General features: G+C 43.9%; 23 protein-coding genes and 1 tRNA gene. 14 read left to right on the top strand and 10 right to left on the bottom strand.

What is annotated here, in order from left to right; all coding sequences use genetic code 11:
* Positions 1-8: 8 nt before the first annotated feature.
* From L5M29_RS16630 to L5M29_RS16600, 7 genes are all read right to left on the bottom strand, one after another.
* Positions 9-743 carry an SDR family NAD(P)-dependent oxidoreductase gene (locus L5M29_RS16630; RefSeq protein WP_263168875.1) on the bottom strand — a complete coding sequence of 245 codons (735 nt, stop codon included), beginning with the start codon at positions 741-743 and terminating at the stop codon, positions 9-11.
* Positions 736-2,481 (bottom strand): thiamine pyrophosphate-binding protein, encoded by a 1,746-nt coding sequence (locus L5M29_RS16625; RefSeq protein WP_263168873.1) that lies wholly within the window; start codon positions 2,479-2,481, stop codon positions 736-738. The genes L5M29_RS16630 and L5M29_RS16625 overlap by 8 nt, the downstream gene beginning before the upstream one ends.
* Positions 2,481-3,353, bottom strand: a complete 873-nt coding sequence (locus L5M29_RS16620; protein WP_263168870.1) for an N-acetylneuraminate synthase family protein — start codon at positions 3,351-3,353, stop codon at positions 2,481-2,483. Before L5M29_RS16620 ends, L5M29_RS16625 begins: the two co-directional genes overlap by 1 nt.
* Before the next feature lie 77 nt (positions 3,354-3,430).
* The gene (locus L5M29_RS16615) at positions 3,431-3,670 is read right to left on the bottom strand and encodes a hypothetical protein (protein WP_263168869.1); all 240 of its coding nucleotides are present in this window, start codon (positions 3,668-3,670) and stop codon (positions 3,431-3,433) included.
* Positions 3,667-4,995 carry a motility associated factor glycosyltransferase family protein gene (locus tag L5M29_RS16610; RefSeq protein ID WP_263168867.1) on the bottom strand — a complete coding sequence of 443 codons (1,329 nt, stop codon included), beginning with the start codon at positions 4,993-4,995 and terminating at the stop codon, positions 3,667-3,669. Before L5M29_RS16610 ends, L5M29_RS16615 begins: the two co-directional genes overlap by 4 nt.
* A gap of 51 nt (positions 4,996-5,046) precedes the next feature.
* A tRNA-Arg gene (locus L5M29_RS16605) sits at positions 5,047-5,122 on the bottom strand.
* A 55-nt stretch (positions 5,123-5,177) separates the two neighbouring features.
* Positions 5,178-6,344 carry a flagellar assembly protein FlgT gene (locus L5M29_RS16600; protein ID WP_131523072.1) on the bottom strand — a complete coding sequence of 389 codons (1,167 nt, stop codon included), beginning with the start codon at positions 6,342-6,344 and terminating at the stop codon, positions 5,178-5,180.
* Between the two features lie 280 nt (positions 6,345-6,624).
* Here L5M29_RS16600 and L5M29_RS16595 point away from each other — a divergent pair, with 280 nt between their 5' ends.
* Both L5M29_RS16595 and L5M29_RS16590 read left to right on the top strand, forming a co-directional pair.
* On the top strand, positions 6,625-7,257 hold the full coding sequence (locus L5M29_RS16595; RefSeq protein WP_028761216.1) for a FlgO family outer membrane protein: 633 nt from the start codon (positions 6,625-6,627) through the stop codon (positions 7,255-7,257).
* Positions 7,254-7,706: an LPP20 family lipoprotein gene (locus L5M29_RS16590; RefSeq protein ID WP_263139401.1), complete on the top strand. Its 453-nt coding sequence runs from the start codon at positions 7,254-7,256 to the stop codon at positions 7,704-7,706. Before L5M29_RS16595 ends, L5M29_RS16590 begins: the two co-directional genes overlap by 4 nt.
* A 127-nt stretch (positions 7,707-7,833) precedes the next feature.
* On the opposite strand, the gene L5M29_RS16585 is transcribed toward L5M29_RS16590, so the two are convergent.
* The 3 genes from L5M29_RS16585 to flgA all read right to left on the bottom strand — a co-directional run bounded on the left by L5M29_RS16585 (position 7,834) and on the right by flgA (position 9,368).
* Entirely contained in the window at positions 7,834-8,259 is a 426-nt protein-coding gene (locus L5M29_RS16585; RefSeq protein ID WP_028761214.1) for a flagella synthesis protein FlgN, read from the bottom strand.
* A 2-nt stretch (positions 8,260-8,261) separates the two neighbouring features.
* Positions 8,262-8,585 (bottom strand): flagellar biosynthesis anti-sigma factor FlgM, encoded by a 324-nt coding sequence (flgM, locus tag L5M29_RS16580; protein ID WP_107948432.1) that lies wholly within the window; start codon positions 8,583-8,585, stop codon positions 8,262-8,264.
* 75 nt (positions 8,586-8,660) lie between these two features.
* Complete coding sequence (flgA, locus tag L5M29_RS16575; RefSeq protein WP_028761212.1) at positions 8,661-9,368, bottom strand: flagellar basal body P-ring formation chaperone FlgA; 708 nt, start codon at positions 9,366-9,368, stop codon at positions 8,661-8,663.
* 205 nt (positions 9,369-9,573) lie between these two features.
* Between flgA and L5M29_RS16570 the strand changes: the two genes are divergently transcribed.
* The 12 genes from L5M29_RS16570 (at position 9,574) to flgK (ending at position 21,270) form a co-directional block, all read left to right on the top strand.
* Positions 9,574-10,494 carry a chemotaxis protein CheV gene (locus L5M29_RS16570; RefSeq protein WP_028761211.1) on the top strand — a complete coding sequence of 307 codons (921 nt, stop codon included), beginning with the start codon at positions 9,574-9,576 and terminating at the stop codon, positions 10,492-10,494.
* A 100-nt stretch (positions 10,495-10,594) separates the two neighbouring features.
* Positions 10,595-11,434, top strand: coding sequence for a CheR family methyltransferase (locus tag L5M29_RS16565; protein WP_168824478.1), 840 nt, complete (start codon positions 10,595-10,597; stop codon positions 11,432-11,434).
* Positions 11,435-11,577: 143 nt separating this feature from the next.
* On the top strand, positions 11,578-11,982 hold the full coding sequence (gene flgB, locus L5M29_RS16560) for a flagellar basal body rod protein FlgB (RefSeq protein ID WP_113939454.1): 405 nt from the start codon (positions 11,578-11,580) through the stop codon (positions 11,980-11,982).
* 2 nt (positions 11,983-11,984) lie between these two features.
* Positions 11,985-12,401 (top strand): flagellar basal body rod protein FlgC, encoded by a 417-nt coding sequence (flgC, locus tag L5M29_RS16555; RefSeq protein WP_263168865.1) that lies wholly within the window; start codon positions 11,985-11,987, stop codon positions 12,399-12,401.
* Between the two features lie 24 nt (positions 12,402-12,425).
* Complete coding sequence (flgD, locus tag L5M29_RS16550) at positions 12,426-13,196, top strand: flagellar hook assembly protein FlgD (RefSeq protein ID WP_173497640.1); 771 nt, start codon at positions 12,426-12,428, stop codon at positions 13,194-13,196.
* 82 nt (positions 13,197-13,278) lie between these two features.
* On the top strand, positions 13,279-14,640 hold the full coding sequence (flgE, locus tag L5M29_RS16545) for a flagellar hook protein FlgE (RefSeq protein ID WP_105251929.1): 1,362 nt from the start codon (positions 13,279-13,281) through the stop codon (positions 14,638-14,640).
* A 172-nt stretch (positions 14,641-14,812) separates the two neighbouring features.
* The gene (gene flgF, locus L5M29_RS16540; RefSeq protein WP_105251930.1) at positions 14,813-15,556 is read left to right on the top strand and encodes a flagellar basal-body rod protein FlgF; all 744 of its coding nucleotides are present in this window, start codon (positions 14,813-14,815) and stop codon (positions 15,554-15,556) included.
* Positions 15,557-15,566: 10 nt separating this feature from the next.
* Positions 15,567-16,355, top strand: coding sequence for a flagellar basal-body rod protein FlgG (gene flgG / locus L5M29_RS16535; RefSeq protein ID WP_028761205.1), 789 nt, complete (start codon positions 15,567-15,569; stop codon positions 16,353-16,355).
* Between the two features lie 11 nt (positions 16,356-16,366).
* Positions 16,367-17,041, top strand: coding sequence for a flagellar basal body L-ring protein FlgH (gene flgH, locus L5M29_RS16530; protein WP_028761204.1), 675 nt, complete (start codon positions 16,367-16,369; stop codon positions 17,039-17,041).
* Between the two features lie 11 nt (positions 17,042-17,052).
* Positions 17,053-18,144 (top strand): flagellar basal body P-ring protein FlgI, encoded by a 1,092-nt coding sequence (locus L5M29_RS16525; protein WP_028761203.1) that lies wholly within the window; start codon positions 17,053-17,055, stop codon positions 18,142-18,144.
* A gap of 17 nt (positions 18,145-18,161) precedes the next feature.
* Positions 18,162-19,304: a flagellar assembly peptidoglycan hydrolase FlgJ gene (gene flgJ, locus L5M29_RS16520; protein WP_028761202.1), complete on the top strand. Its 1,143-nt coding sequence runs from the start codon at positions 18,162-18,164 to the stop codon at positions 19,302-19,304.
* A 40-nt stretch (positions 19,305-19,344) separates the two neighbouring features.
* Positions 19,345-21,270: a flagellar hook-associated protein FlgK gene (gene flgK, locus L5M29_RS16515; protein WP_263168862.1), complete on the top strand. Its 1,926-nt coding sequence runs from the start codon at positions 19,345-19,347 to the stop codon at positions 21,268-21,270.
* The last annotated feature ends 9 nt before the right edge of the window (positions 21,271-21,279 follow it).

Below are 21,279 nucleotides of genomic sequence, written 5' to 3'. Positions count from 1 at the left end.
GAGCATCCTTATCCAAAGTACATTCCGCCATTGGCATTTATGGTTTGTCCACTGAGATAATCACTATCTTGGGAGGCGAGAAAGAGGGCGATTGAGGCTATATCTTCAACTTTGCCAAGACGTCCAACTGGAATTGCCGCTGCTTTTTGTTTGCCTGTCTCAGTATTCAATTCATGCTCAGTCATTTCTGTTGCAACTAAACCTATAGCAATCGTGTTGGCTCTTATCCCATATCGCGAATAGATTTTTGCAATTGATTGGCTTAGGTTAATAAGCCCTGCCTTGGCTGCGGCATAGTGAACTTGGTTATAGCCTCCCCACTGACCTCCAATGGAGCCAATGTTGATGATTCTGCCAAAGCCATGCTGTTGCATTGCAGGAATACAAGCTTGTGCGAGCAAGAATGGGCCGCGCAGATTAGTGTTCAGCATAGTGGTAAAATCATCGGCAGTAATGTCGCTAAAGGGCTTTTCCTGGGCTATGGCGCCATTATTAATCAGTACATCAATACTTCGATTAAAATATTTTTCGACCTCAGTAATACATTGTTTAATACTCTCAGGTTTTGATTGATCCAATGCAAAAGCGGCTACCTTATCTCCTAAGATGTTAGCTAATGACACGGCTTTATCTTGGTTATTAAGGTAAGTTATAGCGACCCAATATCCCGCCTCCGCAAAGGCTTTGGCGATACCGGCACCAATTCCTCTGCTTCCACCTGTGATTAAAACGAGTTTAGACATTTGATGGATCCCTTGGATTACCTTGCATGTCAAAGTAAGGCCACATTTTATCTGTTGTTTGACCCCCTAATAGCATTGGGAGGACATCATGCTCTGTGGCAATTTCGATATGAAGCAGAATGGATTCATCGGTCTCAATAAATTCAGCCAATGTTTGTTCTAGTTTAGTGCTATCACTACAATGCAATGCTTTAATGCCGTAACCTTGAGCTATTAAGGCAAAATTAGGCGATTGTTTGTTACCGCAAGCAGTATCGGTTTCCCAATTCATTAATTGGAATTGAGATACTAAGCCTAGTCTGTGGTTATCCAGAACCAGTATTTTGATCTTAAGGCCTAACTCCTTGATCACGCCCAGTTCTTGGATATTCATTTGAAATGAACCGTCACCCGCGATACACAAAATGGTGGACTCTGGTGAGTGGATTGCGGCACCTATCGCTGTCGGGAGATCATAGCCCATGGTGCCATGGCCTGCCGAGGTAAAAAGCTGGCGATGGGGGAGGGCAAATCTAAAGTGCCTTGCAACCCAATGTTGATGTGCGCCAACACCTGTGGTGACGATAGTGTTCTCTGGCAAAGAGTTGCTTAGTTTTTCTAGCAAGAGTTTAGGTGCAATTCCTGGATAATCTGGGTAGGGCCAAGCTAATTGCGCTTTCCACTGCGAAATGGTGTTATGCCATGATGATAGATTAGGTGGTGATAATTGAGCAAATTTGGGGTGTAAGGCATCAAAAAATTGCTCAAGTTCAGCTTGAACAGCCTTATGGTGAGCGATACGACTATCAGTTAATTCTCCAATATCTAAATCGACTCTAAAAATTTTAGCATTGGAGGCAAAGGCTGTTTTCAGTGTGCCAGTTTGGCGAACATCTAATCTGGAACCTAATACCAGTAATAAATCACACTCAGCAATTGCCTTACCTGCTAATTGGCTACCGGTATGGCCATGAAACCCTAATGAACCAGAATCATCGGTGTCCAAAACTCCTACGCCCAGCAAGCTATGGCTCACAGGTGCAGGCCAGTAGTTTCTTAAGGTACGGATTGCATCCACTAATGCTGGTGATATCATACCATTGCCGCAAATAATCACTGGTTTTTGTGAATGGTCAATGGCATTGATTAGCGCATCTATAAAAGTGCCTAGCTCTGTGCGATTCACAGGATTAGCAACCATTTCGGGTGCTTTGATGGATTCAGTTGCTGCACTGCGTTGAACGTCCATTGGTAAGTCAATCGAAACAGGACCTCTTCTGCCTTCTAAAGCCAGTTGCCATGCAATAGGAAGAATAGCGTATAGCTCCGCACTGTTTTTAGGTTGGAATTGCCCCTTAGTGATAGGTTTCATCAATGATGGGGTATCAACTTCTTGGAATCCAGATTGTCTTACTCTTTTTTGGCCTGTGAGGTCGCCAGTACCTACTTGGCCCGTAAATACTAACATCGGAATACCATCAAAATAGGCATCGGCGACGGGCGTTAATACGTTGGTTACACCCGGGCCTGATGTTACTGCCACTATACCTGGTAATTGGGTTAGTTTGCCTTGAGCCAGTGCAGCATAACCGGCGCCTTGCTCATTTCGTGAAGTGTAAACAGTCACACCGAAACGTTTGCAAGCATCTAATAAAGGAGCGATGGTTCCGCCGGGATAATTGTGAAATGCTTTAATCCCTTGGTGGGCTAAAAATTCAATAATAGCATCTGCTACTACTGTAATTGGGGACATACTCATTATTCTGATACTCCAAACTTTTCTCTTTGATACTTCATTGGGCGTAATCCATCTTGCGGATCGGCTCGCCATGCTCTATCTGAGGCTTCGCTGGCAACAAATTGTTTTACAGGGCTTCCATCAATGACGGTTGCAAGTTTTACCCCCTGAATTACCGTTGCAATTTGCTGTGGTAGCCAGCAATGACCTGCAGCGTATTCATCGCCTGTTTCATCTAAATCTAAATGGAACTCGACAACATCCGCTTCCCATCTATGTACGGCCCGATTGATGACAGCACTGGAAACGGTATGATCAGACCATCCAACTTTAACTTGGTAACGATTTCTAAAACTGCCCAAAACGGCTAAGTTACATTCACGTTCTGGGGTTGGATATGCAGAAACACAGTGCAGTAAGGTAATGTCACTGGCACCATTTTCTTTCAAGGTTTTTAACGCGTGATCGATTTCTTCTATCGTGGCCATGCCCGCTGAAATCACAACTGGTTTTCCTGTTTTCGCGCAGGCCGCTAGCAGGTCGTCCCAAAGTAATTCATAGGATGCGATCTTGTAGAAATCCACAAAGGGTTCAAGCTGTGCTACCGCGTCGAGATAAAACGGGGTACAAGAAAACTGAATACCGTATTCATCGCAGGATTGCTTGAGTTGGGGCAGAAAACTGACGGGCAACTCCCATTGTTTACGTTTACGATGCATTTCACTCTTAGATAGAATCTCAGGTGCAAACAGTTCTTCAATTTTAAACAGTTGAAACTTAACAGCATCGCAACCTATGTCTGCAGCTGTTTTGATAAATTCTATGCAACGTTGTAGGTCTCTATGATGGTTGCTGGATACTTCAGCGATAAAAATAGGTGAATGTGTAGTCATAGTTACTCGCAAATGGCTCGGTATAGTCTATTAACGGCAAGTCTCTGGGAAGCTTGATGTCTGGTGCTCTTGCTTTATCAGACTAGTTCTATTAGTTCATATTCTAAATAATCGGCAAGACTTAACCAATCGTGTTGCTCTTGTGCCTGAAGCATAGCAGGCAATATTTGCTGAAAAGTCGAATTAAGGACAAGTTCTGGGTAGTTTTTTTCTATTTTATCAAGAGAGAACCGTAACTCTACTGAAGCCTTTGCTTCTTGACCGAGTCTAAATAAACCTGCCGTTTGCCGCAGTGAATCTTGTAGACTTAAGCTCATAACATGAGGTCCTTATACTGAGAACCGCGAATTTTAGCGCCTGATAAACTCGCTTGGTAAAACTTTACTTCTGGATGCTTAGCGATGTAGCGTTCCAAGTGTCTGAGATATGCTCTTAGGTTTAGATCCGTCGCTATCCGCTGGCCTTTGCCATTGATCAACCAGTGTTTAGCTTCCTTCACTTTCTGAATAACCGCATTAACCCATATTTGTTCTTTTATATCGTTTTGACCAAATTTGTGATCATTCCAGAACGAATGACTCTTGTTATTGCAATAACAAAAATCACACCCTAATAGGGTAATTTCTTTTGCCTTTAATTTGATCGCTAAATCAATTGCCGGATGAATGACGCTTCCACTCGTGAACAGTCTTAGTTTGGGATATTGAGAAGCGAGCTGGTCGTATATTTTACTGCCTCCATAGGCAATAAATCTTTGGCCTAACCAAGCATTAAGTACCATTGGATCAACCCGGGGAAAATAAACAAGATTGATGTTATGAGTCGAGGCTAGCGGTAAATGGTATTCACCTATCAATCCGTCAATGCAGATCACAATATCTGGTTTTATATTATTGTGAAGTAAACCACGTAATGCAGTATCGGCCGCTATGATTAGTGGCCTATGGGAACTTGAACTAATTTGTTGCAGATAATCATAATGCTCTTCTAAAGAAGGACCCGAGCCAATCACGATAGCTTTATAGCTACTATGACTATTTATTAAGCTCGCAGCATCAGGATCGTGAGTAATATAAAGTTGGTTATCCTCGAAGCGTTTTAATATTGCAGGATCATCAGATTGATGTCGCTGATTAGAGAACTCACGATTGAGCTCCATGACTAATAAGTCTCTGAGAGTCGCATTCTCATCACTGACAAGAGTGAGATCTGGTGTAATTGCAATATTAGGAAAATTTAACTTTGTGCTTGGAAGCGCAGTCAAATTAATGTTTGGATGCTTTAACCATTCGCTTTGATCTGTGTAACTGATGAGGAGGGCAAAAACGCTGAGATTTAAAATGCAAACATCAATTGAAAGATACTGTGGATTATCGATAAGTAAACTTGGTACATCTCCCATACCGACACCGTAGACGGTTACGTGAGTTGCATCTGCAGGTAATGTACTGATAAAGAGCCGTGCTTCGGCGATGCGGTCATGACGACTACTGAGCTGAATACCATTAACACTGATAGTTTGATTACGACCGTTGATAAGGTGAGCATCTAATTCATTGATGGTTTGGTTTTTAATCGCAGCAGCTACGATAGGCCAACGCTTAACGATAATATTGAGATTAGACGCAAATAGCTCGGTCATTCCGTTTCTCCGGAAGATTTCTGGGAGTTTGATATCACCAAGGTCACTATCTGGTCTCTCCACAGGGACTCGAACCCCGATCGGCCGCTTAGGAGGCGGCTGCTCTATCCTGTTGAGCTATGAAGAGACGACAGTGATTATACTGGTTTTATCTTTGATTAAAAGGCTTATGATTTAGTTGCTTAAATCTTAAGCGCTATGTCGTTTATCTGTACATTGTAGGCGGCATTTTGGTCTACAAGTACTGCGGTGGCGCTTTCTTCGCTTACTTGCTCAATTTTTACCGTTGCACGACTTTTGGTCGCGACGGCGCGCATTTCATTGAGTCTATCGGGTAAGTTTTGTTGTAATACTACTTGGAATTTATCACCGACACGAATGCCATGTTTACGGCCTAGATTTAATATAATCCTGTCTGCTTGTCGGCTAACGACTTGGCCAAGTAATGGCCTGCAATTAAGTGTGCTGTCTAAATCTCGGGTAGCTTGCAATATTAATTGAGTAATACTTTTTCCATAGGAGGAACGCCAGAATCTATTACTGTTGGGAGCAATGATAGCCTGTTCTTCAAATTCCCATGGGGCTGATGTGCTGTAGCTTTTGCTCCAGACCTCTTCGCCACTGATCCCATGATAGAGGCTGAGTTTGAATTGAAATTGCCTTAGCGGAGCTTCATCCCAAAATCCTAAGAAGGTGGGTTGTACAGGCTCTATCGATATATCAATGATCTGCGGTTGAAGAATATATTGGCTGTCGGTAATTTCACTGAGCCAGCTTGGGAGTCGATAACCGCGAATATCCACTAGGTCTTGTTCAATATCGAGTCGCTCGTTAGCATGGATGTGACTAAAGCCAGTTGAAGAGTAATCTTCTATAGTGTTCCCTAACGCCTCTGAAATGACCTCTTCAAAGCCTGAAAGTTGTCCATATCTAAGCTGAGAACGATCTTTTATTTGTGTTTGAGGTATTAAAATAGCGGCCTTTAATTGGCCATTAGGACACTGTTGTGTTGGATCATCATTTAGATCGAGGCGTAGGGATACATATATTTTATTTCCCTGAATTTGTTCACTAACGAGTTGAATGTTTATGGCTTGGGCGTTGCGATTTATCGCAAAGTTATTTTGTGTGAGGTTACCATTAGAGGTTTGTTGCTCACTGGAGATTTGAATACCTGTGCTTAATGTCGCATAGCTAACTGCTTGATTAATTGCTTCTTCCCTTGCTTGAGCTGTATTACCATTGATAATAGTTGCTTCTCCGCTGGCTTCTATCCATTCGGCTCTGGTGGGCAAAGAAAGTAGTAAAAGGCTCAAAATGATGAGCGAAGCTGAACCTGGTATGTGCATCAATTCAATCCTTATCGCTAAGCTAATGGCGATATTACCAATCGAGCCAGTTTTCTGACTCTTAATCTAATATGTCAATAAAGCAAATTTCGTGCCTGAGTATGAGAACTTTTGATAAAGTTTCCATTGTTACAGTCGATATACTGCGTAATAGAAGAATATTGTCGGACTGAGGTTAATATTGGTCCAAAGATTGCTGGTTTTTGTTACTCATTAAAAATTTGAAGCTTAGAAAGTGAGTCACTTGACTGCCAATGCACCCATAGATGAGGTAAATCCAATGCTAAAGCGTGTGATTATTCCCTTAACATTGATAATGTTAGGTGGATGTGTAGCTAAACCGGTTACGCCGCCCAAACCGAGTTTAGTGGATGGCAATGGGTTGCCGCCAACGGCAGTGATTAACCATTTAGCACAGCGAATAGTGACTGAGCTTGTTAAGCAAAATGATGCTTTGCGTTCTGATCAACCTATCGTAGTTGCAACACCAGTATTAGTGGGTGATTTGAATGGCACTAATGCGTTAGCGCAACAGTTACAGCAAGGATTAATGACGTCGCTCCATAGCTTTCAGTTTAATGTGGTGGATTTAAACTTAGCTGATGGCTTGAGAGTCACATCTGACGGGGATTTTATTTTGACGCGAGATTGGCAAAAATTGTCGAAAGATCTTCCTGTTGAGCATCTTGTCGTTTCGACTATGAGCGTAGTAACCAATGGTATGGCGATCAATACTCGGATTGTGAACATTAGTAACAATCGCGTGGTATCGGCATCTCAAACTTTTGTGACTCAAAAAGAGTTGGCAAACTACATGCAGCCTTCGGAGCAAATTGTGTCACAAAATGGCATCTTATATCGTCAGGCGAGTCCAGGCATGAATGAAGTGCGTGTCTTAGGAGATGGAAAATGAAACACTACCTTTTATTACTTATCACGGGGCTAATGCTAACTGGCTGCGCTGCTAAAGATAGATATGTGCAATGGGAAGATGTGCCGCCACCGAGTTTTCCTAAGTTAACGGCTATAGGATATGCGCCGTTAGCGACTCAACCGGCTAAAGAGCAATCACAAAGAGTGTTGATGGCTATGCAGGCATCAAAAATTGTGGCTTATCGTGAATTAGCGGAACAAGTTTATGGGCAGAAAATAACGGCAAACAGCAGTGTCAGTGATTGGATGTTGACGGACGATAATGTCAAAGCGTCAGTTTCTGGCGTGATCCGCGGCGCACGAGTCGTTAAGAGTTATCCCGCAGGCGAGCATTATGTCACTGAGTTAGAACTTGATTTTTCACAGGTTTGGGCGCTTTATCAACAACAGAGCCGTCCACAACGAGTGAAGGAAGTGACGTATTTCTAGCGTTTTTGAGAGTATGTTCAACAGCATGTATTGAGCCGCGTATTTACGCGGCTTTTCTTTTTGTACAAGACATTAATATCTAATCAGAGCTTAGAAAAGGGAATGCTAAGTGGGAGTGATGCGCTTGTTAGGCCTTTAAATCATTGCCTAAACTTGAGATAGTCGAGGTCTTGCCTTTATCGTTATAGGTGAGGCTGGAGGCGTTTCTGCTGGCTTGTAAAGCTTGAGCAAAGCGATTTAAACTCGCTAAATTCATCTCAATTAAACTGGCATTTTGTTCGTTTAATTCTTTGCATTCAGTCAATGCGTCTTTGATCTCAGCCATTTTATGCACGAGTTCGACTTGCTGAGTGAGTAGCGATTTATCACTGTGTTTTGCCAGAATATCATCATTATTCTTTAGTTCTTTCAGACATTGCGATTTTTCGTTAGCAAGGGAAAGCAGTAAATCGGCGTTTTGGTCAACCAAAGCGCCTTTTTCCTTGAGTATGATTTGCTTAAGAACAGCCAAATGGGCGTGTTGTAGATCTACCAGTTTAGCTATTTCAGTCATAGTTACTCTTTATTTAAGTCATTAAGTTCGGCTTCAAAACTTGCAATATTGGCAGCCAACTTTTCAGGGTCAATTTTATAGCGACCTTCGGCAATAGCTTGTTTGATTTCTGCTACTTTCTTTTGATCAACTTCAGGAAGGCTAGCCATTTTAGTCTGAGCTCCTTGAAGTTGTTGTGCCTGGGCCGTAATGACCACTGAGTCGCTTCTCTGTGGTGTTGTCGATTTTGTAGCAACTTGAGCAGATTGATCGCTGCTCGTTTTCGTTGCGCCTGAACGAACTTGCGCAGTCGTTGCAGTGTTGAGTTTGCTAATATCAATTGCCATTTTAGGCTCCAGCGTCGTGTGTACGGGATTTCTTAACTGGGGTATCGGCAGCTTACAAAAAAGCTTTAGATTATTTTACATTCTTACTTCAACTTCGCCAATGCCTGTGACTATAGCATCTAGTTCTTTGTTTGAACTGCTATTTTTGACTCTGATCCGATCACCTTTATTGCCATCTTGTAGGGCTTCGCCTACTGTTTTGAGCTCGAATGAGCCAGAACGAACGTAGATAGATACCGAATCATTTTTACAAACGAAGCATAAGTTGTTGCTTAATATGGGATTATCTTTTGCTACTCGTCGTTTTACTCGCACGCCAGCCAATTTACTCGGGTCATCGAATTCGGCACCTCTCAAGCTATTTTGTTCAATGTAACGGACTTCTACTTGACTAGGAGAGATGAGTTCGCCTGGTGCTAAGATTTCGGTTGAGACAACAACGGGGAATAAGATATCCACCCGAACCGAGATATAGATTTGCCAAGGGTAAGCTAAGTCTTGTGTATCGCAGCTGACTTTTAAGGTGTTATTACGGCTAATTTCCCTATCGCTAGCCAGTTCAACTTTCATTGGAGACGAACATTGTGACGGCAGCATTCTTGCGTCAACCATCTGTGGCGAAATATTTACTTTGGCATTTTCTGGAACGGATATTTTTTCTGAAATAAGCGCTTTAGCTAATTCTGAGATTGCCGATACGGTGGGGACAATAGGCTCTGCACTCGCAAAAGCGGGCATGAAGAGGGTGAAAAGACTAAAAAAACAGACTAAATTTACTTTCATAATGAAGAGACTAGCTTGTAACGCCAGAATGCACCTATACTTTTATTAAGTTCGAAGCTGACCACTGTAATAATAATTTGCATCACTGTCAGAAGATTGACTCAGTTTCGACTATGTTTATCGATAGATAAGACGTAAGCAATTAATATGCCTATACTCAACTGAGTTATAGGGCCGAACATAAACAGAACAACAAGGCAGAGTTATGTCGAGTATTCTTGATTCAGTCAACAAACGAACCCAGCTCGTTGGACAAAACCGTTTAGAATTGCTGCTTTTTAAATTAAACGGTCGTCAACGGTTTGGGATTAACGTGTTTAAGGTGAAAGAAGTACTGCAGTGTCCACCACTGACCACTTTGCCTAAACTTAATCCTTATGTGAAGGGTGTTGCTCATATTCGTGGAACAACCATTTCAGTGATTGATTTGAGTGCGGCAACAGGGGGAAAACCTTTAGCAAGCACTGAAAACTGTTTCATCATTATTTCTGAATATAACCGCAGTGTTCAAGGCTTCTTGGTCAGTTCTGTTGAGCGGATAATCAACATGAATTGGGAAGCGATTATGCCTCCGCCGCAAGGTGCTGGCCGTTATTCTTATCTGACAGCTGTGACTGAAATTGAAGGTGAATTAGTTGAAATTCTCGATGTGGAAAAAATCTTAGATGAGATTTCACCGGTTAAAACGGCTATCAGTGAAGAAGCCAATGAAAAACTGACCCTCGACAGAACTCAGCATTACCATATTATGGTTATTGATGATTCTGCCGTGGCGCGTAAACAAATTATTCGTTCACTCGAGTCATTGAATTTACAAATTGATACCGCAAAAGATGGTCGTGAAGCATTAGACAAGCTTAAAGAGATCGCCAAAGAGATGGATAATGTGGCCGATGAGATCCCCCTCATCATCTCTGATATTGAGATGCCTGAAATGGATGGCTACACCCTGACTGCTGAAATCCGAGATGATCCTAAGCTTAAGCATATTAAAGTGGTACTGCATACTTCGTTAAGTGGTGTATTCAATCAGGCAATGGTTCAAAAAGTGGGGGCTAATGACTTTATCGCTAAGTTTAATCCTGACGAACTGGCCGCTGCTGTGAATAAGCATTTAAGTTTGTAATTGCTGTAGGTTAGTACCTAGATACGCTTTACGCTATAATCTCGACTTTATAACATGATGGTTTCGCACTGATTTTGGTGCTTGCTATAGGATTTAGGATGTGAATGTGCCAAATAAATCACTCGCTGAGGCTGAATATAATCAATTTAGGTTGTTCTTAGAGCAACACAGCGGCATCGTACTGGGTGAAAATAAGCAATATCTTGTGCGCAGTCGTCTTGCTCCTTTGATGGGCAAATATAACCTGCCATCCTTATCTGATGTGGTTAAGCATTCGATGAAGCCTACTGAGCGTGCGCTCAGAGCTGAAGTGATCGATGCTATGACGACCAATGAAACCCTTTGGTTCCGTGATCGTTATCCATTTGAGTTGTTGAATAATGTCCTACTACCTGAATACAGTCGTCTGGGGCGTCCGCTTAAAATTTGGTCTGCGGCTTGCTCGTCAGGCCAAGAGCCATACTCATTGGCTATGACTATTCTTGAGTATCAACAGAAGAAGCCTGGTGCCTTGGCTGGTAGTGCTTCTATTCAAGCAACGGATTTATCTCCTTCCATGTTGGAACGTTGCAAAAATGCCGAGTACGATAGTTTGGCATTAGCGCGTGGTTTATCTGAAGAACGTAAGCGTCAGTTTTTTGATGCATTACCTTCAGGCAATATGAAGTTAAAGGACAATGTGAAGCGGTTGGTGAACTTTAGAGCGCATAATTTACTCGAGAGTTATAGTCTGCTTGGCAAGTTCGACATTATCTTTTGCCGCAATGTGCTGATTTATTTTGCACCAGAGGCAAAGGCAAAAATTTTGCGGCAATTCGCTGCCGCTCTCAATCCCAAAGGGATTTTATTTCTCGGTGCATCAGAATCTATCGCTGGTTTAACGGACGAGTTTGATATGGTTCGTTGTAACCCTGGCATTTATTACCAGAAAAAGACTTAACTCAGCCGCTCTAAAGAAAATTACCGACAATTGTCGGTAATTTTTTACCCATCACTTACTCATCCTTGTTGTTATTCTCAAAATTTTCCTGATGTTGGCACATGAATTGCTTTATTTTCGTGAGAACACGAGGAGGCAATTTTATGGCGATCAATTTTGATAATGCACTGGGTGTGCATCAATACACTCTCGGTATTAGAGCGCAGCGGGCTGAAGTCATTTCAAGCAATATCGCTAACGCAGATACGCCACATTACAAAGCCCGCGATGTTGATTTTTCTGCGGCAATGCAGGCCGCTCGAGGCCAACAGCAGCAGCGAAATAGTCTTGAAATGCAAGAGCCAGATAAGCATTTTGGGCTTGCGGAGTTGACTGGGCAATTTGTTAAGTTCCGTGTGCCAAATCAACCCGATACCGGTGATGGTAATACTGTTGATATCCAACAGGAACAATCAGCATTCATGCAAAATGCACTTGAATATCAAATGTCGCTAGGTTTTTTAGACAGTAAGTTTAGTGGCATGAAGAAAGCGTTGAGAGGGGATTAATCATGAGTTTATTTAGCATATTTGATGTTGCTGGCTCGGGAATGTCTGCTCAATCGGTCAGGCTAAACACCACCGCGAGCAACATAGCCAACGCGGATTCCGTCTCGAGTAGTGTAGATAAGACCTATCGTTCCCGTCATCCCATTTTTGAAGCCGAAATGGCTAAAGCCCAAAGTCAGCAACAAGCTTCTCAAGGCGTTGCAGTAAAAGGCATTGTAGAAAGTGATATACCACTACTGAAAGAATACTCGCCCGATCATCCTATGGCGGATGCGGACGGCTTTATTTATAAACCGAATGTTAATGTCATGGAAGAAATGGCAGATATGATTTCTGCTTCGCGCTCATATCAAATGAATGTTCAAGTCGCTGAAGCAGCTAAGTCTATGCTGCAACAAACACTTGGGATGGGTAAATAACATGTGTTACTTAGGAGGTAAGCTGTGAGCCTCATTAATCAAATTAACCAAGCGTCGGCGCAGACGGCTCAAAATAAGAGTCAGCCAAATGCCGTTACGACGAATTCATCAACCAGCTCAACGGGTAATCCGTTTCTTGATGGCATACGTTTGCCAAAAGAGTCAATAGTACCGGAAGCAAAAAGCCAGCAGTTAACTCAAGATGACTTTTTCTCGTTATTAAGCCAACAGTTATCGATGCAAGATCCCTTTAAGCCCGTCGACAACGACCAAATGATTGCGCAGATGGCATCATTCTCGACGGTTGATGGTATTACTAAGTTGAATAAGGAAATCGTTAATTTAAACGGTGTTATGACATCAAGCCAAGCATTACAGGCATCAGGACTTGTTGGTCGCAAGGTATTGATCCCAACTGATACAGGTAACATTTCAGCTGAAAGCCCAACAATAAAAGGTGTGATTAGCACGCCAGCTAAAATTCCTGAAGTTACTGTACGTGTTGAGGATGAGAAAGGCCAAGTTGTGACCACCTTTAAAGTTGATGGCAGTAAGGGGGGCAATGTCGATGTTAACTGGGATGGCCTCGATAAAGATGGAAACCCTGTAACCGCAGGTAACTATACGATCAAGGCGAGTGGTTTAGTGGATGGGAAATCCCAAGAATTGCCAGTCTCGACCTATGCTCATGTGACCAGCGTTTCTCTCGGTACGGCCAGTACTGGCGCGATTCTTAACTTGAGAGGCGGTATGGGCATCAAGTTAACCGATGTGTTAGCTGTGTCTGAAACCTAAGTTTACCTAAAAGAATTTTTGCAGTATCCGAATTGGGCGTAAGTCGCTCATAAATGAATTGAGTCAAGTGTAGAGGTGAATTATGTCGTTTAACATTGCATTGAGTGGCATTTCTGCCGCGCAGAAAGATTTAAACACTACGGCGAATAACATTGCTAATGCGAACACCATTGGCTTTAAAGAGTCCCGTGCTGAATTTGCGGATGTGTACGCTAATTCTATTTTTTCAAATGCTAAAACTGCTGTCGGTGGTGGTGTTGCTACGAGTCAAGTGGCACAACAATTCCATCAAGGTAGCTTACAGTTGACGAATAACTCCCTTGATATGGCGATTAAAGGGGGTGGCTTTTTCGTTACAGCCTCTGAACTGGGTACATTAGACCACTCGTTTACCCGTGCTGGAGCATTTAAGGTCGATAAAAATAATTACATGGTTGATTCTGCTGGTAATTATTTGCAAACTTTCCCAGTGGATAAAGATGGGAACTCAACATCAGTGAGTTTAACGACGGCTAAGCCGGTACAAATACCAGACACTGCGGGTAGCCCTGTAAAGACTGAGAATGTTACTTTACAAATGAACTTAAATGCTAAGGAAAGTGCACTCGACCCCGCGGCATTCGATCCTCTAGATGCAAAAACCTACAATAACGTTACATCAATGACAATTTATGACTCACTCGGTGAGCCACATATTATGACCACTTATTTTGTTAAGCCCAAAGATGGTTCGTACAATGGTGAGAACAATTGGGTAGCTTACTATGCTGTTGATGGAAAACAAGTCGATCTAGCCGGTCCTGCTGGTACTTATCAAACAGATACCACTGGCGATGGTACACCTGATGCAACGGGCACGGCTCAAACTGCTGGTGGTTGGAAAGGCTCTGTTCTCAAGTTCAATTCAGTTGGTGTCTACACAGGTAGCGATCCTGCTATAGTCAAGACTGAGGCTTTAGGCGTCAGTGGTGCGGGTGTTTTAGGGGCTGGGGCCGATGGTACTCAAGATTTGACTGTGAAGTTTAATGCCCCAACGCAATATGCGGCTCCTTTTGGTGCAACTGAGTTGACGCAAGATGGTACGACTGTAGGTCGCTTAACTAACGTTGAAATCGGCGAAGATGGTTTAGTGACCGCGAGTTATTCTAATGGTTCAACCGTGCCTTTAGCACGGGTTGCTTTAGTTCGTTTTGCTAACGAACAAGGTTTAACGCAAGTGGGTAATACGTCGTGGAAGGCTAGTTTGAACTCAGGTCCAGCGTTAGCGGGTGAGGCAAATAGTGGAACTTTTGGTAGCATCAGTTCATCGGCGTTAGAGCAATCGAACATCGATTTGACGACTGAACTGGTTGATTTAATTTCGGCGCAGCGTAACTTCCAAGCGAACTCTCGTACCCTTGAAGTGAATAACACGCTGCAACAAACCGTATTACAAATCCGCTAATCATTACTTTATTTAACTAAGTGTTGCCGCCAGTGGCAACACTTAGCCTTTATCCTGCCGTCAAATCACTTCATTTTCATATTTTTCAATTCTATCAGTAAATTAAACGTTATTTTTTTTGGCATGATGCTTGCTTGGATATTGTCATGTAGAAAATTTGACGGAGCAGTCTGTGGACAAATTCCTTTATGTCGCCATGAGTGGCGCTAAGCAAAATATGAATGAGCTGGCACTCCGTGCGAACAACTTAGCCAATGCTAATACCGATGGTTTTAAATCAGATATGGCGCAGGCCAGATCGATGCAAGCCTTCGGTGAAGGGTTGCCTTCAAGGGTGTTTGCGATGACAGAATCTCCGTCAGCTAATTTTCGCTCTGGTCCGATAAAAACCACTGGACGGGATCTCGATGTTGCCATTAAAGGCGATGGCTGGTTTGCCGTTCAGGCGAAAGATGGCAGTGAAGCTTATACCCGTTCCGGTAGTCTCAGTTTCGATGCGACGGGCATGTTGTATAACGACAGAGGCAATCCCGTGATGGGGGATGCTGGCCCGATAGTGCTGCCATTACCTATTGATAAAGTGTCAATTTCACAGGATGGCATAGTGTCTGTTCGCCCTCAAGGGGCGACTGCTGAAGTGATAGAAGAAGTGGCGAGATTGAAGTTAGTTAATCCCGGCAATGCGCAGATGATGCGTGGTGAAGATGGATTATTTCGACAAATGTCAGGTGAACCTGCACCAGCTGACCCTTTCGTCGCAGTTGAAAGTGGTGCCGTAGAGGGCAGTAACGTTAACCCTGTTGATGAAATGGTGTCTTTGATTGATCTTCAGCGGCAGTTTGAATTGCAAGTCAAGATGATGAAAACCGCGGAAGAGAATGATCGCGCTTCATCTTCATTAATGCGTATTAGTTAGGAGATAGATTATGCATCCGGCGTTATGGATTAGTAAAACTGGCTTAGACGCACAGCAAACTGATATTTCAGTGATTTCAAACAACGTAGCGAACGCTAGCACTGTGGGCTACAAAAAAAGCCGCGCAGTATTTGAAGATTTACTCTATCAAACAGTTAACCAAGCGGGTGGTGTTAGTGCTTCTAACACTAAGTTACCCAACGGATTAAACATAGGTGCGGGTACGAAAGTCGTCGCCACTCAAAAAATGTTTACTCAGGGTAACATGCTGACGACGGATAACTCGCTGGATCTTATGATTGAAGGTCCTGGATTTTTTGAAATCCAGCTCCCTGATGGAACCACTGCTTATACTCGAAATGGTCAGTTTACCTTAGACGATACGGGTCAGATTGTGACGCCAGGTTCTGGCTATTTGCTACAACCCGCGATCACTATTCCTGATAATGCGACCAGTATTACCGTTTCAGCAGAGGGTGAAGTTTCAGTAAAAACGCCGGGTACCGCTGAGAACCAAGTCGTGGGTCAGTTGACTATGACGGATTTTATTAATCCATCGGGTTTAGATCCTATGGGACAAAACTTATATACGGAAACTGGTGCGAGCGGCACGCCAATTCAAGGTACCGCTTCGCTCGATGGCATGGGAGCGATTCGTCAGGGCGCCTTAGAAACCTCTAACGTGAACGTGACCGAGGAACTGGTGAACCTTATCGAAAGTCAGCGCATTTACGAGATGAACTCCAAAGTGATTTCAGCGGTAGATCAGATGCTGTCTTATGTGACTCAGAATTTATAGAGGCAAACATCATGGCTAGATATCTTGTGTTGGCCGTCGCGTTATTGCTTGCAGCTTGTAGCTCGACGCAAAAGAAACCCCTTGCGGATGATCCCTTTTACGCGCCGGTATACCCAGAGGCGCCGCCGACAAAAATTGCCGCAACTGGCTCTATTTATCAAGACAGTCAGGCATCTAGCTTGTATTCGGATATACGCGCCCACAAAGTCGGTGACATTATCACTATCGTATTGAAGGAATCGACTCAAGCTAAGAAGAGTGCAGGCAATCAGATCAAAAAAGGCTCAGACATGAGCTTAGATCCCATCTTTGCTGGTGGTAGTAATGTGTCCATTGGCGGAGTGCCAATTGATTTGCGTTACAAAGATAGCATGAACACTAAGCGTGAATCGGATGCGGATCAGAGCAATAGTCTAGATGGCAGCATCTCGGCAAACGTGATGCAAGTGCTGAACAACGGCAGCTTAGTGATCCGTGGTGAAAAATGGATTTCAATCAATAATGGTGATGAGTTTATTCGTGTCACTGGTCTCGTTCGCTCGCAGGACATTAAACCCGATAACACTGTCGATTCAACGCGAATGGCTAATGCCCGTATCCAATACAGTGGCACAGGCACTTTCGCAGATGCTCAAAAAGTGGGCTGGTTAAGCCAGTTCTTTATGAGCGACTGGTGGCCCTTCTAAGGAGTCGTATCATGAAATATAAACTGGTGTTAGCCGTTGCCATGCTAGTGTTTTCTCTACCTAGTCAGGCTGAACGAATTAAAGATATTGCCAATGTGCAAGGTGTGCGTAGTAACCAGTTGATTGGTTATGGCTTAGTGGTCGGTTTGCCGGGAACGGGGGAAAAAACCAGTTATACCGAGCAGACCTTTATGACTATGCTCAAAAACTTTGGGATTAATCTCCCGGACAACGTCAAACCGAAAATTAAAAACGTTGCAGTGGTAGCCGTACATGCGGATATGCCCGCTTTTATCAAACCTGGTCAAGATCTTGACGTGACGGTATCTAGCTTAGGCGAAGCCAAAAGCTTACGCGGTGGCACCTTATTACAGACCTTTTTGAAAGGGGTAGATGGTAATGTGTATGCCATAGCCCAAGGTAGTTTAGTGGTGAGTGGTTTTAGTGCCGATGGTTTAGATGGTTCAAAGGTGATTCAAAATACGCCAACTGTAGGTCGTATACCCAATGGCGCGATTGTTGAGCGTAGTGTTGCAACCCCATTTTCAACTGGCGATTATTTGACGTTTAACCTACGTCGTTCGGATTTCTCTACTGCGCAGCGAATGGCCGATGCGATCAATGATCTATTAGGTCCTGATATGGCGCGTCCTTTAGATGCGACGTCTGTTCAGGTAACTGCTCCACGTGATGTATCACAACGGGTCTCCTTTTTAGCAACGCTTGAAAACCTTGATGTTGTTCCCGCAGAGGAATCTGCCAAAGTGATCGTTAATTCACGTACTGGAACCATAGTGGTTGGGCAAAACGTACGCTTACTCCCTGCGGCGATTACCCATGGCGGCATGACTGTCACGATTGCGGAGGCGACACAGGTTTCGCAGCCTAACGCGTTGGCAAATGGTCAAACAACCGTCACGAGTAACAGTACGATCACAGCGACAGAAAGTGACCGTCGTATGTTTATGTTTAATCCAGGCACTACGCTGGATGAGCTGGTTAGAGCGGTTAACTTAGTCGGTGCAGCCCCTTCAGATGTGTTAGCAATACTTGAAGCATTAAAAGTGGCAGGAGCTTTGCATGGTGAACTTATTATCATCTAATTTCTGTCGGGAAAATCATGGAAAAGCTTTCAAGTTCATCACATTTTCTTGACCTGGGCGGGCTAGATTCACTCCGCGCCCAGGCTCAGAAAGATGAGAAGGGCGCCTTGAAAAAGGTCGCCCAACAATTTGAAGGTATTTTCGTGCAAATGCTGATGAAAAGTATGCGCGATGCCAATGCGGTTTTTCAGTCTGATAGTCCACTCAATAGCCAATACACTCAGTTTTACGAGCAGATGCGCGATCAGCAGTTATCGGTCGATTTATCTGACAAAGGTGTATTGGGCCTTGCCGATATGATGGTGCAGCAACTCTCTCCCGAAACAAGTCATTTCACGCCTGCATCGGTATTGCGTGACGATGGTGGCATGAAAATGCTCCACGACGATAAAGCGCTTAATGTGCCTATGCAGAGTTCAGCCGCTCCTGTGGTTGAACCCACAGTTGTAAATCATGGTGTGCCGGCTGCTATCGCTCGGCCTGTATTTGAACCGGATAGAGCTGAAGATGCCAATTCATCAATGGACATTGATGCGCCTAATCGTTCACTGGCTATCGATACGCCTAAGCCGAGCTGGAGTGAACAATCACTTTCAGTGGTAGAACCTGTGATTAGCGGCCAAGTTTTGCCGACGGCAGCATTTAGGGAAACCCAAAAGATTGTCAGGTTTGGTAGTCGAGAAGAATTTTTAGCGACCTTATATCCACATGCTGAAAAAGCCGCAAAAACATTAGGTACTCAACCAGAAGTATTGTTGGCGCAATCGGCACTGGAAACTGGCTGGGGACAAAAAATCGTCCGCGGCAATAACGGTGCGCCGAGTCATAACCTATTCAACATTAAAGCTGATCGTCGTTGGTTAGGTGATAAGGCTAACGTCAGTACCTTAGAATTTGAGCACGGTGTTGCTGTCCAGCAAAAAGCTGACTTCCGAGTTTATAGTGATTTCGAGCATAGCTTTAACGATTTTGTGTCCTTCATTGCCGAAGGTGAACGTTATCAAGATGCGAAAAAAGTGGCCGCTTCCCCTACTCAATTCATCCGAGCTTTGCAGGATGCGGGTTATGCCACTGATCCTCGATACGCTGAAAAAGTGATTAAAGTGATGCAGTCGATCAGTGAAGAACTGAAATCAATTCTGCCAGGAGAAGACAAATGATGAATCTTACAACCCTGTTTGTTCATAGGAGTGTCAACTAATGGCCGTTGATCTACTGAATATAGCGCGAACTGGGGTGCTTGCCTCCCAGTCGCAACTGGGTGTTACCAGTAATAACATAGCTAACGCCAATACCGCTGGTTACCACAGACAAGTGGCAACCCAGTCGACTCTTGAATCGCAGCGTTTTGGTAGTAGTTTTTATGGCACAGGAACTTACGTTAATGACGTTAAGCGTATCTACAATGACTATGCCGCAAGAGAGTTACGCATTGGCCAAACAACGTTAAGTGCCGCCGAAGCCAGCTACGGTAAATTGAGTGAGCTAGATCAGCTGTTTTCACAGGTAGGTAAAGTTGTGCCACAAAGCTTGAATGACCTGTTTTCGGGGCTGAATAGTGTGGCTGATTTGCCTGCAGATTTGGGTATTCGGAGTTCGACTCTAACAAACGCACAGCAAGTTGCCAGCAGTCTTAATCAGATGCAGTCGTATTTGAATGGCCAGCTTAATCAGACCAATGACCAGATCACTGGTATGACTAAGCGTATCAATGAGATCAGTACAGAACTGGCAAATTTAAACCTAGAGTTAATGAAGTCGCCGAATCAGGATGCGCAGTTGCTTGATAAGCAAGATGCACTTGTTCAAGAGTTAAGCCAGTATGCTCAAGTGAATGTTATTCCATTAGAAAATGGTGCTAAGAGCGTAATGCTCGGTGGCTCAGTGATGTTGGTTTCTGGTGAAATTGCTATGACGATGGGAGTCCAAGCGGGTGATCCATTTCCGAATGAGCTCCAATTGACTTCAAGTATTGGTTCGCAAAGTGTCACTGTTGATCCGAGTAAACTTGGCGGTCAGTTAGGGGCCATTTTTGATTATCGTGATCAAACGTTAATTCCCGCGGGTCATGAGCTCGACCAATTAGCCTTGGGCGTGGCTGATAACTTCAATAAAATGCAAGCACAAGGTATTGACCTCAATGGGCAAGTTGGTGCCAATATCTTCAAAGATATCAACGATCCTATGATGTCTTTGGGCCGTGCAGCAGGTTTTTCTGGTAATACGGGTAATGCAACGTTAGGCGTCACCATAGATGACACCAGTTTATTAACTGGTGGTGCCTACGAACTGTCATTTACCGCGCCTGCAACTTATGAACTGAGAGATTCGAAAACGGGGGCAATTACGCCACTGACGTTAAATGGCTCGACTTTATCGGGTGGATCTGGATTTTCAATTGACATAAAAGCGGGCGCTATGGCGTCTGGCGATCGTTTTGCCATTCGCCCGACAGCGGGTGCTTCAAATGGCATTGAAGTGGTCATGAAAGACCCTAAAGGCATTGCCGCCGCATCACCAAAGATTACCGCAGATGCCGCTAACTCTGGCAATACCCAAGTGAAGCTGACTCAAATTAGCAATCGTAATGCCGCAAATTTCCCTGTAACGGGCAGTGAGTTGACGATAAAGCTCGATACCACAGTTGTGCCTCCAACCTATGAAGCATTCGACGCCGCGGGAACATCCCTTGGGGCTGCAGCCCCTTATACGCCTCCGAGTATTAGCGCTTTTGGTTTTACCTTTGAAGTTGACAGCAAAGCGGCTGCAGGCAATGACAGATTTACCTTCGATTTATCCTTCGCAGAGGGGGATAACTCTAATGCTGTCGCTATGGCTAAGTTTAGCGAAAGTAAGGTGATGAATGGGGGAAAGTCGACCCTAGCTGATGTGTTCGAGAATACTAAGCTCGAGGTAGGCAGTAAAACGAAAGCGGCTGAAGTGCGTGTCGGTTCGGCAGAGGCCGTGTATCAACAAGCTTATGCGCGAGTAGAGAGTGAGTCGGGTGTGAACTTAGATGAAGAAGCAGCAAATTTAATGCGTTTTCAGCAAGCCTATCAAGCCTCTGCGCGGATCATGACGACTGCACAGCAGATTTTTGACACCTTATTATCCTCTGTGCGTTAGGAGATTTAA

This window comes from Shewanella sp. SM95, from assembly GCF_025653595.1.
GTDB classification, from domain to species: Bacteria; Pseudomonadota; Gammaproteobacteria; order Enterobacterales; family Shewanellaceae; genus Shewanella; species Shewanella oncorhynchi.
The sequence above is the reverse complement of the archived record's forward strand: the minus strand, read 5'-3'. Positions and strand labels throughout refer to the sequence as shown.